The organism is Kitasatospora sp. NPDC057940, from assembly GCF_042887425.1.
In the GTDB taxonomy this organism is placed as follows: domain Bacteria; phylum Actinomycetota; class Actinomycetes; order Streptomycetales; family Streptomycetaceae; genus Kitasatospora.
Map to the genome: position 1 here is coordinate 131,420 of NZ_JBHVPH010000007.1, position 15,806 is coordinate 147,225.

Below are 15,806 nucleotides of genomic sequence, written 5' to 3' on the forward strand. Positions count from 1 at the left end.
GGTACGGTGTCCGCGCAGCACCAGGCAGAGCATCGGCGGACGGTGGGGGCTAGCGGCACATGACGGACCAGCACAACACCGCTCCGGCAGTCTGGGACCCCACCGCGCGCGGCGGCGCGGGCGGCTGGGTGCGCGGCCCGCAGCGACCCGCCGAGCCCACCCCGGCGCAGCCCGCCCCCGCCCAGCCCGCCGCACCGCGGGACGGGGCCGCGCTGCCGCCCGCCGCCGGCGCCGTCGGGGACCAGGGCCCGCCGCTGGGTGCCCGCCCGTACCTGGCCGCCCCGAAGCCGCCGTCCGTGCCGCCGCCGGCGCCGTTCCCCTCCCACGCGTCCGCGCAGACCCCGGGGCCCGGCTACGTGTCCGGCGAGGTCCCCGGCCCCGGCTACGTGTACCCGCCGCAGCCGCCCGCCGGCCCGCAGCAGCCCCCGTACGTCCCGTACCAGGGGCAGCCCGACCACCCCGCCGACCACCCCTCCGCCTATCCCGCCGGCTACGAGGACCCGGACGACGAGGACCGCCCGAACAACCGGAAGGCACCGCTGCTGATCGGCTTCGCGCTGCTCCTGGTGGTGGCGGTCGGCGGCGGCCTGCTGGTGGCCGCCCGGAACAGCGGCGACAAGAAGGACCAGGCCGCGCCCGCCCCGCCGTCCGCCTCCGCGACGTCCACCGGGAACCCGCCGACGGGCCCGGCGACCGGTACGGACGCCACGCCGAACGGCGCCGGCGACCCGGCCTCGTCCGCCCCGGCGCCGTCCCCGACCGCGAGCGGTGCCGGCGCCAACGCCAAGACGCAGGCACAGGCCCTGGACGGCCTGCTCACCGAGGGCGAGAGCGCGAAGGCCCCGATCGGCAGCGCGGTCGCCAAGGTGAGCAGCTGCCCGGCGAAGGCCGACATCGAGAGCGCGGCGCAGGTGTTCGACAACGGCGCCAAGCAGCGCGACGAACTGCTGCGCAAGCTCGCCAAGCTGAACGCCTCCGACGTGCCGGGCGGCGCGGACGCGATGGCGTCGCTGAAGTCCGCCTGGCAGCTGTCGGCCGACATCGACCGGGCGTACGCGAACTGGGCGCGGGCGGTCGCCGGCCAGGGCTGCTCGGGCTCGGCCCCGACCACCGCCGACAAGAAGCGGGCCGACGAGCTCAACCCGCAGGCCACCCAGGCGAAGAAGGACTTCGCGGGCAAGTGGAAGCCGATCGCCGACACCTACGGCCTCACCCCGCGCACCCAGGACAGGATCTGATCCACCCGTGACCGGCCCGAACTCCCGACCGCCCCGCCGTTCCACCCTGCTGCGCGCCACCACGGCGGTGGGCGCGGCCGTTCCGCTCTGCCTGGCGGGCTGGTTGGGCTGGCAGTCCCTCGGCCACACCGCGGCGGCGGGCGGCACCGCCGCGCCGGCCACCTCCCCGGCCGCAACCGCCACCCCGGAAACCACCGCACCGGGAACCCCGGCCCAGACGCCGACGACCCCGGCGCCCCCGACCACCCCGGCGACTCCGACGACACCCGCCCCGTCGGACACCCCGGTCTCCCCCACCGCGCTCACCGGCCGCACCATCCTGCTCGACCCCGGCCACAACCCCGGCAACTCCGCGCACACCGCCGAGATCAACCGCCTGGTCGACATCGGCAACTCCCGCAAGCAGTGCGACACCACCGGCACCGAGACCAACTCCGGCTACACCGAGGCCGAGTACACCCTGGACGTCTCCCACCGGGCCCGCGCCATCCTGGCCGCCCGCGGCGCGACGGTGGTGCTGGCGCAGGACGGCGACCGCCCGTGGGGCCCCTGCATCGACGAGCGCGCCCGGGCCGGCGCCGACGCGCACGCCGACGTGGCCCTGTCGGTGCACGGGGACGGCGGTCCGGCGGGCGGCAGCGGGTTCCACGTGATCCTCCCGGCGAAGGTGGCGGCCGGGAAGGCGGACAACGCGGCGATCGTCGAGCCCTCGCGCCGGCTCGGCCTGCTGCTGCGCGAGCACTTCCGCGCCGCGACGGGCGAGCCGTACGCGGACTACACCGCGAGCGACGGCCTGGACACCCGCTCCGACCTGGGGGGCCTGAACCTGTCCACGGTGCCGAAGGTGTTCATCGAGTGCGGTAACATGCGCAACCCGGTGGACGCCAAACGGATGACGGATCCTCAGTGGCGGCAGCGGGCGGCCCAGGGGATCGCCGACGCGCTGACGGCGTATCTGACCACCCGGTAAGGAAGTTGGGCCGGGGCGGCCGACGGCGTGCGCGACGCCCGGGTCGCGCCTTTGGCAACGACTTCGCCCCATTCCCGGTCCCGCCGTGCACCGGCGGTGCGGTTGGGCCTAGGCTTCTGGTCCGTTCGGGAGTTTCGGCCGGTCAGCCCGACCGCACGAACCGCCGTCCACGACACGTCAACGAGGGGAACGTTAGTGAATCTGCGCGCTCTCACCAGGGGAGACGCCGCCGTCGCCGGCGCGGCCGTCCTGCTCTTCATCGCCTCCTTCCTGCCCTACTGGACGGTGGACTGCACCGGCCGGTACTGCGGCGACACGTCGCAGAACGCGTGGAGCACCCAGCTGTTCCCCATCCTGCCTTCGATCTACCTGCTCGGCATCGCCTCCGCCGTGCTGATCCTGCTGCACCGCTTCCAGGGCGAGGCCGCGGCCGGGCGCCAGGTGCTCGGCCTGCGGCTGGACCAGTGGGGCATCTCCTTCGCCGTCGTCGCGCTGTGGACGTCGCTGTGGTCGCTGGCCGGCGGCCCGGCCGGCGGCAGCTTCGGGCACGGCTTCGGCGCCTGGCTCGGCCTCATCGCGCTGATCGTGCTGGCCGGTGCGGCCGTGGCCGCGCCGCTGGTGCCCGCGCTGAAGGCCCCGCTGGTCGCCGACCGTCCGGCGGCCGTCCCCTACCAGGGCGGCTACCCGGCCCCGGGCCAGCCCGGCCAGCCGGTGCAGCCCGGCCAGTACGGCTACCCGGCCCCGGGCCAGGACCCGAACCAGGCCCCGGCGTACGGCGCCCAGCCCGGTGGCTACGGCTACCCGGCGGCCGGCCAGCCGCAGCCGGTGCAGGCCGGTCAGCCGCAGGACGCGGCCGCCGCCCCGCAGCCGGTCCCGGCCGCGCAGCCGCAGCCGACCCCGGCCGCCCCGGCGGCCGACTTCGCACCGTTCTGGTTCGCCGTCCCGGCCCCGCGCCCGCTGGCGTCGAAGGACAACCCGGCGGGCGCCCCCGTCGGCGAGCTGGTGCCCGGCACCTGGTACCTGGCGGTCGAGCAGCGCGGCAGCGCGCTGGTCGCCCAGCTGCAGGACGGCACCGTCGGCCTGCTGGCCGACACCTCGGGCATCCAGCGCGGCTGACGCCCCCGCCCGTACGACGAAGGGGTGGGACCGGATCTCTCCGGTCCCACCCCTTCGCGTTGCCCGTACGGGCCCCAGCCGTCGCAGGGGCCACGGCCACGGCCACGGACCTCAGCAGCAGTCCTGGACCACCAGCCCGGCGGGCAGCTGCTCGCCGCCGAAGACCGCGACCGTCGCCGGGTCTCCGCCGAGCGCGGCGACCGCGAGCAGCAGCGCGCCAGCCGTCCAGGTGGTGCGCTCCTCCGGCCAGACGGCGTCGTCCTCGAAGACGTACCCGGTCCAGTAGGAGCCGTCCTCGTGCCGCAGGTGCTTCTGGATCCAGCGCAGGATCTCCACGGCGCGGTCGGAGCGGCCGATCGCCCAGAGCGCGAGGGCGAGTTCGGCGCTCTCGCCGCCGGTCACCCACGGGCGGTCGCTGACGCAGCGCACGCCGAGGCCGGGGACGACGAAGCGGTCCCAGTCCCGGTCGATCCGCTCCAGCGCCGCGTCGCCGCGCAGTCCGGTGCCGAGCACCGGGTAGTACCAGTCCATCGAGTAGCGGCCCTTGTCGAGGAACCGCTCGGGGTGGTGGGTGATGGCGTGTCCCAGCCGGCCGGCGGCGAGCTCCCAGTCGGGCTGCGGCTCCTCCAGGTACTCGGCGATGGCCAGCCCGCAGCGCAGCGCGTGCAGCATGCTGGACGAGCCGGTGAGCAGCGCCTCGTCGGTGGCGGTGCCGTCCTCGTCGAGGCGCCAGGCGATCGGGCCGCCGGGCAGCCGCTGGCCGACGATGAAGTCCAGGGCGCGCCGGACGACGGGCCAGATCCACTCCAGGAAGGCGTCGTCGCCGGCGCTGAGGTGGTGGTGCCAGACGCCGACGGCCACGTAGGCGCAGAAGTTGGTCTCCTTGGCCCGGTCGGTGACGGCGCCGTCGGTGTAGGCGGCGTACCAGGAGCCGTCCGGGTTCTGGGTGGCGGCGAGCCAGCGGTAGGCGGCCTCGGCGGCGGCGTGCTCGCCGGCGGTGTCGAGGGCCATGGCGGCCTCGGTGTGGTCCCACGGGTCGAGGTGGTGGCCGGCGAACCACGGTATGGCGCCGTCGGGGCGCTGTTCGGCCAGGATGCTGCGGACGGTGCCGGCGGCCTGTTCGGCGTCGAGCACCCCGTCGAGCAGCAGTGCCTCGGGGACGGCGGCGGTCATGCGTCCACGCGCCCGGGCTCGGTCCGCCGCGGCTTGGACGCGTAGGCGACGAAGCTCTTGCCGATGACCGGGTTGAGCGCCCGTTCGGCGGCCTTGGTGAGCGTGCTGATCACCGGGGTGCCGACGATGTCCCAGACCAGCAGCTGGTGGTAGGCCTTGACCGGCAGCGCCTTGTCGTTGTTCACGCCGACCGCGCACTTGATCCACCAGTACGGCGAGTGCAGCGCGTGCGCGTGGTGGGTGCCGTAGGGCTCCAGGCCGGCGTCCTTGAGCTTGCCGAGCAGTTCGTCGCCCCGGTAGATCCGGATGTGGCCGCCCTCGACCTCGTGGTACTCGTCGGACAGCGTCCAGCAGATCTTCTCGGGCAGCCAGCGCGGCACGGTGACGGCGAGCAGCCCGCCCGGCTTGAGCACCCGGAACATCTCGTTGAGCACACCCTTGTCGTCCGGTATGTGCTCCATCACCTCGGAGATGATGATCTTGTCGAAGTAGTCGTCCTCGAACGGCAGCGCCAGCGCGTTGCCCTCCATCGCGACCGCCGACGCGCCCTCCGGGGCCTCACCGGCCTGCTCCATCGCGGCGAACCACTTCTGGACCTCGGCGATCTCCTCGGCGTTCTGGTCGAGGGCGATCACGTTGGCGCCGCGGCGGTAGCACTCGAACGCGTGCCGGCCCCCGCCGCAGCCCAGGTCGAGCACCCGGTCGCCGGGGGCGAGCGGGAAGCGCGAGAAATCGACGGTCAGCACTGCAGGGCTCCCATTCCTTTTGCTACCAAGCGAACTTGACGCCGCGTCAGTTCGATCCGCTACCGCTCCGCACCGGGCGGCCGGGGCCGCCGGGCGGGCGCCGCGCAGGGCGGCCGCAGCGACTCAGGGCACGTACCGCCAGCCCGGCCCGGAGCGGGCCCGGGCGCCGGCGCCGGTGGCGATCGCCGCCCGGTAGGCGTCGGCGGTCAGCTCGGCGGCCCGCGCCCAGGTGAACCGGGCCAGCACCCGCTCCCGGCCGGCCGCGCCGAGCCGGGCGCGCAGCGGCGGGTCGTCCAGCAGCCGGCCGAGCGCCGCCGCCAGCCGGTCCGGCTCCCCCGGCGGCACGGCCAGGCAGGTCTCCCCGTCCGGCCCGGCCACCTCGGGGATCGCGCCGCCGGTGGTGGCGACCAGCGGGGTGCCGGTGGCCATCGCCTCGGCGGCGGGCAGCGAGAAGCCCTCGTACAGCGACGGCACGCAGGCCACCTCGGCCGAGCGGTAGAGGTCGACCAGCTCCTGGTCGGTCAGGCCGCTGCGGAACTCGATGTGGTCGGCCAGCCCGAAGCGGCGCACCGCCTCCGCCACCGGGCCGTCCTCCTTCTGCGGCTTGCCGACCACCACCAGGTGCGCGGGGCGCTCGGTGCGCACCTTCGCCAGCGCCTCGACCAGGAACACCAGGCCCTTGAGCGGGACGTCCGCGCTGGAGGTGGTGACGATCCGTCCGGGGACGCGGGCGATCTCCTCGGAGGGCGACCAGAGCCGGGTGTCGGCGCCGATCGGCACCACCGAGATCGCGCCCGGCGCGGCGCCCAGGTGCTCGGCGATCTCGCGCTGCGAGGTGCCGGAGACGGTGATCACGTGGTCCAGCCGGGCGGCGACCCGGCGCTGCATCCGGGTGAAGGCGTACCAGCGGCGCAGCGACAGCCGCTTGACCCGGGTGGTGGCCGCGTCCAGCTCCAACTGCCGGTCCACGGTGATCGGGTGATGGATCGTGGTGACCAGCGGGAAGCCGTGCCGGGCCAGGCCCAGCAGGCCGTAGCCGAGCGTCTGGTTGTCGTGCACCACGTCGTAGCGGCCCTTGTGCCGGGCCAGGTACTGGCGGGCGCGCAGCGAGAAGGTCAGCGGCTCGGGGAAGCCGCCGGTGCGCATGGTGGCGAACTCCAGCACGTCCACCGGGCTGCGGAACTCGCCGCGGCCGGGCGTGCGGAACGGGTCCTCGGCGCGGTAGAGGTCCAGGCTGGGCAGCTCGACCAGGCGCACCGAACCGGGGCCCTCGACCTCGTCCAGCACCGGGTACGGCTGGGCACCGATCACGTCCACGTGGTGGCCGAGCCTGGCCAGCTCACGGGAGAGGTGGCGCACGTACACGCCCTGACCGCCGCAGAAGGGGTCCCCGCGGTACGACAGCAGGGCAATCCGCAGCGGCTGCGCGGTCATCCTCGGGCCCTCATCTCTAGCTGCTATTCCTGTGCTGCTGCTGTCTCTGCCTCGGCGACGGCGCTGCCGCCGGTCGCTAAAGTAGATCAGGTTTCAGTGGCTGTGGAACTCGTCATCGACCATGTGAACAATGAGAGACCTCGAAGATACCGGCCCGTAGCTTTCCCTCAGGAGCCAGGGCTGGTGATTCCCGCCACGCCGACCCTGCCGACCTTGTGGAGCACGCCGCCACCCACGCGCCCCGGGAGCACTCCTTGCCGCCGCCGACCACCTCCACGAGCCCCACCACCCCGCCCCCCGCACAGCCGGGCGAGCCGCCGCTGACCGCCCGCCAGGCCGAACGCCGACGCCGGATCCTGCGGGCCGCCACCACCCTGGCCGCCCGGGGCGGGTACGAGGCGGTGCAGATGCGGGAGGTCGCGGAGACCGCCCAGGTCGCCCTCGGCACGCTCTACCGGTACTTCCCGTCCAAGGTGCACCTGCTGGTCGCGGTCATGCTGGAGCAGTTGCAGGGCCTCCAGGAGCACATCCGGCGCCACCCGCCGACCGACCCCGAGCCGGCCCCGCGGGTCGCCGACACGCTCACCCGCGCCTTCCACGCGCTCCAGCGCGAACCGCTGCTCGCCGAGGCGATGGTCCGGGCACTGTCCTTCGCGGACCGTTCCGTCGGCGCCGAGGTGGACCAGGTCAGCACCGCCACCGGCCAGCTCATCCTGGACGCGATCGGCCAGTCCGGGCCACCCAGCGAGAGCCAGCGCGCGGCCGTCCGGGTGATCGAGCACACCTGGCACTCCGCCCTGGTCGCCTGGCTCTCCGGCCGCGCCTCGATCGCCGAGGTCCGGGCCGACCTGCACACCGCGGCCCGACTGCTCACCCTGCCCTGACTGGAACCTGTTCCTGCCCGGGCAGGAGGGGTCGGCCGCGCCCGGCGGTTAAAGTCGACGGACAGCACAACTTCATCCCGTCCCTCCCCCGGGGGAAGCCGGTGCGAATCCGGCGCTGACCCCGCAACCGTGAGCCCGGCCCCCGTGACGGCCCGGGCGAGTCGGACCGCCCGTGGAGGGGCGAGCGGCCAGCCCGGGCCCGCCACGCGCACCGCCCGGCACCGTCGAGGACTACGGAACGGCCCCGCCGGGCCACCACCGCTCACCGAAAGGCACACCTCCACCATGCTCACCGCCGCCCGCCTGGGCGCCGCCGCCCTGTCCGCCGCGCTCCTCGCCGGCGCCGCCGCCGGCCCGGCCCTCGCCGACAGCCCCGCGCCCACCGCCGCCGCCGTCCCCGACGGCCTCTACGGCAAGGGCGACCCGACGTACGACGGCGTCTGGCGGCAGTCCCTCGCGCTCACCGCGCTCGCGGCGGCCAAGGCCGTCCCGGCCGACTCCGCCGTCGGCTGGCTCACCGGACAGCAGTGCGAGGACGGCGGCTGGCCCTCCTTCCGGGCCGCCGGCGCCGCCTGCGACCCCAAGACCGAGGACAGCAACGCCACCGCCGTCGCCGTCCAGGCCCTCGTCGCCCTCGGCGGGCACCAGGAAGCCGTCGACAAGGGCGTCCAGTGGCTCAAGGCCACCCAGAACGCCGACGGCAGCTGGCCCTACAACCCCGGCAGCCCCGGCGACGCCAACTCCACCGGCCTCGCCGTGAACGCCCTCTTCGCCGCCAAGACCGACCCGGCCGGCGTCGCCAAGGCCGGCAAGAACGCCTTCGACGGGCTCGCCCTCTTCCAGCTCGGCTGCGCCGCCCCCGCCGACCAGCGCGGCGCCTTCGCCTACCAGCCCGACCCGTCCTCCGGCGCCCTCGCCCCCAACGCCCTCGCCAGCGCCCAGGCCTCGCTCGCCGCCGCCGGCGGCCACCTCCCGGTCGCCACCACCGCCCGCACCGACGCCGCGCCCAAGGCCCTCGGCTGCGACTCCGCCTCCGCCGCGGCGACTCCCGTCGCGCACGCCGACTCCGGCGAGGCCGCCGGGGCGTACCTCACCGCCCAGCTCGCCGCGGGCGACAACCACCTCACCCTCACCACCCCCGGCGCCGCCCCCACCCCCGACTACAACGCCACCGCCTGGGCCGCCCTCGGCCTCATCCAGAGCGGCCACCCCCAGCAGGCCGCCGGCGCCGTCGACTGGCTCGCCAAGGAAGGCGCCGGCTGGACCAAGGGCGGCACCGACGCCGCCGCCACCGCCAGCCTCCTGCTCGTCACCCAGGCCGCCCAGCGCGACACCGCCCCGCTGACCGCCGAGCTCACCGCCCTCGGCCCGGCCCTCAAGGCCACCGCCGGCGCCGCCCCGGCGACGACGGCGTCCAAGAAGGACGACGGCATCGGCCAGTACTGGCTGATCATCGTCGGGCTCCTCGTCGGCCTCGGCGGCGGCCTCCTCCTCAGCCTCCAGCGCAAGCGCGGCCAGAGCCTGTGACACCCCGCCCCGCGCGCCCGGGCCGCCGCGGCCTCGGCTCGTTGTTCGGTGCGCTGCTCGGTGCGGTGCTCCTGCTGGTCGCCTCCGCCGGTGCGCCGGCGGAGGCGACGACGGGGTACCGGTACTGGTCGTTCTGGCGTGCCGGCGGCGACGGGTGGCTGTACCAGCAGCAGGGGCCGGCCGTCGCCGTGCCTCCGGACGGGGCCGTCGACGGGTGGCGGTTCGCGGTGAGCCCGGACGGCGGGCAGGATGCGGCGCGGCCCCGGACGGCGGGCGACTTCGCCGCCGTCTGTGCGGACACACCCGCGCAGGCGGGCCACAAGCGGGTCGCCGTCGTGCTGGACTTCGGCACCGCCGCCGACACCGGCTCGGGCTCGGCTTCCGGCTCGGGCTCTGGCTCGGCTTCCGGCTCCGGCTCCGGCTCCGGCTCGGCTTCCGGTTCCGGTTCCGGTTCCGGCGAGACTCCGCCCGAGCAGCGGAGCGCGTGCGCCAGCGTCGTCTCGAACGCCACCTCGGCCGAGGTGCTGGCCGCCGTCGCCCCGCCGCTGCGCTACGACGCCAACGGCCTGCTCTGCGCCATCGCGGGCTTCCCGAAGGCCGGGTGCGCCGACCAGCTCGGGTCGGCGGCCAAGCCGGCCGGCCCGTCCGGCGACGGCGGCGGCTCGGACTCCGGCCCGGACGTCGGCCTGATCGCCGGTGGCGCGCTGATCGCCGTGCTGGCCGGCGGTGCCGTCTGGCAGGCGCGCCGCCGCCGTACCTCCTGAAGCTTCCTGAAGCCCCCCGAGCCGCTCCCCCTCCGGACCCCTCCACCTGGACTGACCCATGAGCACCGCCCGCACCACCCGCCCGCCCACCGGCCCCCGGCAACTGCACCCCGGGGCCTGGTGGTTGTGGGCGCTCGGGCTGGGCGCGGCGGCGACCCGCACCACCAATCCGGTGATCCTGCTGCTGCTCGCCGCCGTCGCCGGGTACGTGGTCGCGGCCCGGCGCGGCGACGCGCCCTGGTCGCGTTCGTACGGCGCGTTCCTGCGGCTGGGCCTGCTGGTGCTGGGCATCCGGCTGGTGTTCGCGGTGCTGCTCGGCTCGCCGATTCCGGGCACGCACGTGCTGTTCACCCTGCCCGAAGTGCCGCTCCCCGTCTGGGCGCAGGGAGTGCGGATCGGCGGCCGGGTGACCGTGGAGGGCCTGCTCGCGGCCCTGTACGACGGGCTGCGCCTGGCCACCCTGCTGGTCTGCGTGGGCGCCGCGAACGCGCTGGCCAGCCCGGCCCGCCTGCTGCGCGCCCTGCCCGGCGCGCTGTACGAGGCGGGCGTGGCGGTGGTGGTGGCGATGACCTTCGCGCCGAACCTGGTCGCGGACGTCCGCCGGCTGCGGGCGGCCCGCCGCCTGCGCGGCCGCACCGACCGGGGGATCGCCGCCGTGCTGAGCGTCGGACTGCCCGTCCTGGAGGGCGCGTTGGAGCGTTCGGTGGCGCTGGCCGCGGCGATGGACACCCGCGGCTTCGGCCGCACCGCGGACGTCCCGCGCCGGCTCGCCCGGGCGACGGCCGCGCTCACCCTGGCCGGCCTGCTCGGGATCTGCCTGGCCGCGTACGGGCTGCTGACCGCGGGCGGCGCGGGCTGGGCGCCGCCGGTGCTGCTGCTGGGCCTGGCCGCCGCCTTCGCCGGGCTGCTGCTGGGCAGCCGACGATCCGTCAGGACCCGCTACCGACCCGATCCTTGGGCACTTCCCGAGTGGCTGACCGCCGGATCGGGCGCCGCCGTCGCCGGGTTGACCATCTACCTGTCCACGCGCGACCCGGCCGCCTTCGCGCCCACCGTCGTCCCGCCGACCGTCCCCGCGCTGCCGCTGGCCGCCGTACTGGCCGTACTGCTCGGCCTGGTACCGGCGTTCGCCGCCCCGACCCCGCCCCGGAGGGCTTCGTGATCACCTTCGAGCAGGTCTCCGTCCGGTACGCGGACGCCGCCGCCCCCGCCGTCGCGGACGTCGACCTGACCGTCCCCGAAGGCGAACTCTGCCTGCTGGTGGGCCCGTCGGGCTCCGGCAAGTCCACCCTGCTGGGCGCGGTCAGCGGGCTCGTCCCGCACTTCACCGGCGGCACCCTGCACGGCCGGGTCACGGTCGGCGGCCGGGACACCCGCGAGCACCGGCCGCGCGAACTCGCCGACCTGGTCGGCACGGTGGGCCAGGACCCGCTGGCGCACTTCGTCACCGACACCGTCGAGGACGAACTCGCCTACGGCATGGAGTCCCTGGGCCTGCCCGCCGACGTGATGCGGCGCCGGGTCGAGGAGACCCTCGACCTGCTCGGCCTCGCCGACCTGCGCGACCGCGCCCTCACCTCCCTCTCCGGCGGCCAGCAGCAGCGCGTCGCGATCGGCTCGGTGCTCACCGTGCACCCGCGCGTCCTGGTCCTCGACGAGCCCACCTCGGCGCTGGACCCGGGCGCCGCCGAGGAGGTGCTGGCCGTCCTCCAGCGGCTGGTGCACGACCTCGGCACCACCGTGCTGATGGCCGAGCACCGGCTGGAGCGCGTCGTCCAGTACGCCGACCAGGTGCTGCTGCTCACCCCGGGCGCCCCGCCCGTCCTCGGCGAGCCCGCCGAGGTGATGGCGCACTCGCCGGTGCACCCGCCGGTGGTCGGCCTCGGACGGCTCGCCGGCTGGCGGCCGCTGCCGCTGTCCGTCCGCGACGCCCGCCGCAAGGCCGCCGGGCTGCGCTCCCGGTTGGACGGCCTGCACCCGGGCGCGTCCGCTGCGGCCGCTCCGACCGCCGCACCGACCGCCACCGCCGAGCGCCTCGCCGTCCGGCGCGGCCCCGTCCAGGCCCTGCGCGGCGTCGACCTGGCACTGCACCCCGGCGAGATCACCGCCCTGATGGGCCGCAACGGCGCCGGCAAGTCCACCCTGCTGGGCAGCCTGGTCGGCCTGCACGCCCCCGCCTCCGGCCGGGTGACGGTCGGCGGCCGCACCCCGCACCGCACCCGCCCGGCCGAACTGATCCGCCAGGTCGGCCTCGTCCCGCAGGACCCGCGCGACCTCCTCTACGGCGAGAGCGTCACCGCCGAGTGCGCCGCCGCCGACACCGACGCGGACGCCGCCCCCGGCACCTGCCGCGCCCTGGTCGAACGGCTGCTGCCCGGCATCGCCGACACCGCCCACCCGCGCGACCTCTCCGAAGGCCAGCGGCTCACCCTCGCGCTCGCCGTCGTGCTCACCGCCCGGCCCCCGCTGCTGCTGCTCGACGAGCCGACCCGCGGCCTCGACTACGCCGCCAAGGCCCGGCTGGTGGAGATCCTGCGCGACCTCGCGGCACAGGGCCACGCCGTCCTGCTGGCCACCCACGACGTCGAACTCGCCGCCGAACTCGCCCACCGCACGGTGATCCTGGCCGAGGGCGAGATCGTCGCCGACGGCCCGACGGCCGACATCGTCGTCTCCTCCCCCGCGTTCGCCCCGCAGGTCGCCAAGGTGCTGGCACCCGGCCCGTGGCTCACCGTCCGCCAGGTCGCGGAGGCACTGAGCGCATGAGCCGCCCCGTTCCCTCCGGTGTTCCTGCCGGTCGCCCCGTGCCCCTCGGCCGCCGGTCCGTGACGGCCCTGCTCCTGACCTCCCTCGTCGGCGTGACGGCCTTCGGCTGGCCGCTGCTCGCCTCCACCAAGTCCGCCCTGGTCGGCCACGCCACCGACGCCCCCTGGCTGTTCGCCCTGCTGCTGCCGCTGCTCCTCGCCGTCGTCATCGCCCAGATCTCCGAGGGCCGCACGGCGGGCGGCGGCGCTCCCGGCCTGGACGCCAAGTCCGTGGCCCTGCTCGGGGTGCTGGCGGCGGCGGGCGCGGCACTGCGGCCGCTCGGCGCGGGCACGGCGGGGCTGGAGCCCATGTTCTTCCTCATGGTGCTGTCCGGCCGGGTGCTCGGGCCGGGCTTCGGATTCGTCCTCGGTTCGCTGTCGATGTTCGCGTCCGCGCTGCTCACCGGCGGCGTCGGGCCCTGGCTGCCGTTCCAGATGCTCGCCATGGGCTGGGTCTGCCTCGGCGCCGGCCTCCTCCCTGGCGCCGCACGTCTGCGCGGCCGGCGCGAGCTCTGGCTGCTCGCGGGCTACGGCGCGCTGGCCTCCGTCCTCTACGGCACGATCATGAACCTCCAGGGCTGGCCGTACATCGCCGGGCTCTCCGGCTCCATCTCCTTCGTCCCCGGCGACCCGCTGCCCGCCAACCTGGTCCGCTTCGCCGCCTACTGCCTCACCACGTCGCTGGGCTGGGACCTCCCCCGCGCCGCCCTCACCGTCGTCCTCTGCCTCACCCTCGGCACCGCCGTCCTGCGCGCCCTGCGCCGCGCCACCCGCCGGGCCGCCTTCGACGCGCCGGTGGCGTTCCAGCCGCCGAGCGGGTGAACTCCTTCGCCCCGCAGCGGGGTCGACTACGGCAAGGCCCGCAACCCCCTCGGAGCCCGGCACTCCCCGCACACCTGCCCGGCGCCCGCGACGGGCCGCCCGCACAAGCCGTCCCGCCCGGGGCACTCATGCCGACGCGGCCCCGACCCGCCGCCGTCCAGCGGAGTCAACGAGGTCAACGGAACGGGCGGCACCTTCGCCAATCTCCCCGCCAGCACCGCCCCCACGCTGTGCGTGACCCTCTCCGGCAAGGGCGCGGCCAGAATCCCCGCCAGCGCCTCCCCGCTCCACCCGCCCGCGAGCAGTCCCTCCACCCGCGCGGCCTGATCGCACAGCGGCTTGCCCGCCAACGCCATCCGGGGATCCCTGCGCCCGAGTTCGAGCAGCAACGCCATGCCCGCCGTCAACTTCCCGGACGGAGGGACGGAGGGAACTTCCGCTTCCTTCACCCTCACCTTTTCGGAAGGGCTTCCCGCCTTCCCGGCGCACGCCACCCCAGCTCCGGGCCCACCGGCGGCCGGGGACGCGGGAGGCGGCGGCACGGTGTGAACCGCCTTGCCCGTCACCGGCACTTCGTGCACCGAGACGATCGTCCGCACCTGCCCCGTCACCGGATCCCGCTGCGTCCGCCGCACGTAGTGCCCGGCCGCCTCCAGCTCACGGAGCGCCCGCGCCACCGTCGCCCGGCCCTCGACGCTCTTCGCCGCCAACGTCCGGATGTCCTCCCGCGCACCGTCCGGCAGGCTGAGCAGGTAGCTGAGCAGCCCACGCGCCGCCCAACTCAGTGAGTGCTTCCGGACGACGTGGCCGTTGTCGAGGATCGTGTACCCGGGCGAGTGCTTCGGGATACGATGAATGTGCATTCGGGAGCCTTTACTCCTAGTGCCATTCCCCGGGGTGTTCGCGCACCGCCGGGGCTCACTTTTGTCGCGGACAGGCCGTCACTCCGAAGGCCCGCGCCGACCCAATGATCACCGTAATGCGCTAACCGAGCGTCAAACTCCCCACCACATCACCCAAACGGGCGGCGCAAGCGCACACCCCCCAGCGCGCCCCAGCCCCACAAGCCCGGGGCGCACTCCCAGCCGCCGTCAGCCGATCACACGGTCCGGGCCATCCGGCCACACCCGGTGCTCACCTGCGACGGTATCGGCGCATTGCCCACAGTCGCCGACCGGCCCCGAAGCGGTGTCGCGCCCTGCCTCCACCAGTTCCACCGGGACACCCAATTCGCCCCACGCACACGGGCTTCCAGGTGCTCACGCCGCGCCGCCGGGTCCCAGCGGATGCCGTACCCGTGTGTCGCGGCCGGATCCAACTCCCGCACCGCCTGCCGCGACAGCCTGGCCGCCCTCGACTCAGCAATCGTCTCCGGCATGATGCCGGAGCGGCACTGCATGCTGCCCGGCCCCTGCTGCGCCGACCCATCCCCGTTCCCGAGCGACGGGCCGCGCTCTGGGTGGATTCCGCACGGGCGTACAGCCAACAAGACAGACTGGCCGAGGGATACAAAGCGCTCAGAATCGCGGCGAGCTGTGCGCCGGAAGACATCCGTCGGCGCCCCGGCGCGCTGGAGTTGGTTGGCGACATGGTCGCCCGCGACCGTCACGGCGCTGTCCCGGGACTTCGCCGCTTCTGCCAGGAATTGGGAGTCCGGACTTGACCGACCAACGCGAGCCGTTCCTCTACGTCGTCGTCTGCGCCTCGGGCATCGCGGACGACGTCGGCACCTTGATCAACGCCGCCCAGGCCGAAGGCTGGAAGGTCGGCGTCATCGCCACCCCCCCAGGGGCTCGGGTTCATCGACCCGGAAGCCGTCGAGCGCCAGACCGGCTACCCGATCCGCTCGCCTTGGCGCACCCCTGCAATCCCCCAGCCGCTTCCCCCGGCGGACGCCATCGCCGTGGCGCCCGCCACGTTCAACACCATCAACAAATGGGCCGCCGGGATATCCGACACCCTCGCGCTCGGCATTCTCTGCGAGGCGTTCGGGCTCGGCATCCCCACTGCCGTTCAGCCCTACGTCAACTCGGCCCAAGCAGCCCACCCTGCGTACGGCGAGAGCCTGGAACGACTCCGCTCGATGGGCGTCCTGATCGGCGACTACATCCCCCACAAGCCGAAGTCCGGCGGAGGCCGCGACAAGTACAACTGGACCCACGTCCTCGACCTGCTTCGCCCCGTCCTGACCTCGATCACAGACCAGAACTCACAGCGTGCACCCCGGGACCAAGGCCCGGGGCGCACAGGCCAGAGCTGAGACACCTGAAACGCGCGGCGCCCGCCCCGGCCGGGCCCGAGCTCCCCGGAGTGCGCCCGGCCTCCCTT

13 protein-coding genes, 2 pseudogenes and 1 riboswitch are annotated in these 15,806 nt (G+C 75.1%); of the genes and pseudogenes, 11 read left to right on the forward strand and 4 right to left on the reverse strand.

Features of this window, described 5'->3' with window-relative positions:
* Nucleotides 1–59 precede the first annotated feature (59 nt).
* The 3 genes from ACFVTF_RS14110 (at nt 60) to ACFVTF_RS14120 (ending at nt 3,324) form a co-directional block, all read left to right on the forward strand.
* Nucleotides 60–1,238 (forward strand): hypothetical protein, encoded by a 1,179-nt coding sequence (locus ACFVTF_RS14110; RefSeq protein ID WP_387813408.1) that lies wholly within the window; start codon nt 60–62, stop codon nt 1,236–1,238.
* Between the two features lie 7 nt (nt 1,239–1,245).
* Nucleotides 1,246–2,208, forward strand: coding sequence for an N-acetylmuramoyl-L-alanine amidase (locus tag ACFVTF_RS14115; protein WP_387813410.1), 963 nt, complete (start codon nt 1,246–1,248; stop codon nt 2,206–2,208).
* Between the two features lie 195 nt (nt 2,209–2,403).
* Nucleotides 2,404–3,324, forward strand: coding sequence for a hypothetical protein (locus ACFVTF_RS14120; RefSeq protein WP_387813412.1), 921 nt, complete (start codon nt 2,404–2,406; stop codon nt 3,322–3,324).
* 111 nt (nt 3,325–3,435) lie between these two features.
* Here ACFVTF_RS14120 and ACFVTF_RS14125 read toward each other — a convergent pair whose 3' ends face one another.
* The 3 genes from ACFVTF_RS14125 to ACFVTF_RS14135 form a co-directional block, all read right to left on the reverse strand.
* Nucleotides 3,436–4,497, reverse strand: coding sequence for a prenyltransferase (locus tag ACFVTF_RS14125; protein WP_371516765.1), 1,062 nt, complete (start codon nt 4,495–4,497; stop codon nt 3,436–3,438).
* Nucleotides 4,494–5,243, reverse strand: a complete 750-nt coding sequence (locus ACFVTF_RS14130) for a methyltransferase domain-containing protein (protein WP_363372252.1) — start codon at nt 5,241–5,243, stop codon at nt 4,494–4,496. Before ACFVTF_RS14130 ends, ACFVTF_RS14125 begins: the two co-directional genes overlap by 4 nt.
* A gap of 123 nt (nt 5,244–5,366) precedes the next feature.
* Nucleotides 5,367–6,677, reverse strand: a complete 1,311-nt coding sequence (locus ACFVTF_RS14135) for a glycosyltransferase family 4 protein (RefSeq protein WP_387813416.1) — start codon at nt 6,675–6,677, stop codon at nt 5,367–5,369.
* A 254-nt stretch (nt 6,678–6,931) separates the two neighbouring features.
* Here ACFVTF_RS14135 and ACFVTF_RS14140 point away from each other — a divergent pair, with 254 nt between their 5' ends.
* From ACFVTF_RS14140 to ACFVTF_RS14165, 6 genes are all read left to right on the forward strand, one after another.
* Nucleotides 6,932–7,561 (forward strand): TetR family transcriptional regulator, encoded by a 630-nt coding sequence (locus ACFVTF_RS14140; RefSeq protein ID WP_387813703.1) that lies wholly within the window; start codon nt 6,932–6,934, stop codon nt 7,559–7,561.
* A gap of 92 nt (nt 7,562–7,653) precedes the next feature.
* A riboswitch (cobalamin riboswitch) is annotated at nt 7,654–7,729 on the forward strand.
* Between the two features lie 117 nt (nt 7,730–7,846).
* Nucleotides 7,847–9,088, forward strand: a complete 1,242-nt coding sequence (locus ACFVTF_RS14145; RefSeq protein WP_387813419.1) for a prenyltransferase/squalene oxidase repeat-containing protein — start codon at nt 7,847–7,849, stop codon at nt 9,086–9,088.
* Nucleotides 9,085–9,852: an SCO2322 family protein gene (locus tag ACFVTF_RS14150; RefSeq protein WP_387813422.1), complete on the forward strand. Its 768-nt coding sequence runs from the start codon at nt 9,085–9,087 to the stop codon at nt 9,850–9,852. Before ACFVTF_RS14145 ends, ACFVTF_RS14150 begins: the two co-directional genes overlap by 4 nt.
* A 58-nt stretch (nt 9,853–9,910) precedes the next feature.
* The gene (locus ACFVTF_RS14155) at nt 9,911–11,014 is read left to right on the forward strand and encodes a CbiQ family ECF transporter T component (RefSeq protein WP_371516769.1); all 1,104 of its coding nucleotides are present in this window, start codon (nt 9,911–9,913) and stop codon (nt 11,012–11,014) included.
* Complete coding sequence (locus ACFVTF_RS14160) at nt 11,011–12,618, forward strand: ABC transporter ATP-binding protein (RefSeq protein ID WP_387813426.1); 1,608 nt, start codon at nt 11,011–11,013, stop codon at nt 12,616–12,618. The genes ACFVTF_RS14155 and ACFVTF_RS14160 overlap by 4 nt, the downstream gene beginning before the upstream one ends.
* On the forward strand, nt 12,615–13,478 hold the full coding sequence (locus ACFVTF_RS14165) for an ECF transporter S component (RefSeq protein ID WP_387813428.1): 864 nt from the start codon (nt 12,615–12,617) through the stop codon (nt 13,476–13,478). Before ACFVTF_RS14160 ends, ACFVTF_RS14165 begins: the two co-directional genes overlap by 4 nt.
* Nucleotides 13,479–13,504: 26 nt before the next feature.
* Here ACFVTF_RS14165 and ACFVTF_RS14170 read toward each other — a convergent pair whose 3' ends face one another.
* A complete protein-coding gene (locus ACFVTF_RS14170) occupies nt 13,505–14,341 on the reverse strand; it encodes a helix-turn-helix domain-containing protein (protein WP_387813431.1) in 837 nt (278 codons plus the stop codon).
* 515 nt (nt 14,342–14,856) lie between these two features.
* Between ACFVTF_RS14170 and ACFVTF_RS14175 the strand changes: the two are divergent.
* Nucleotides 14,857–15,141, forward strand: a pseudogene (locus ACFVTF_RS14175) (transcriptional regulator); the annotation flags it as partial.
* Nucleotides 15,138–15,738: pseudogene (locus tag ACFVTF_RS14180) on the forward strand (flavoprotein). The pseudogenes ACFVTF_RS14175 and ACFVTF_RS14180, both read left to right, overlap by 4 nt.
* The last annotated feature ends 68 nt before the right edge of the window (nt 15,739–15,806 follow it).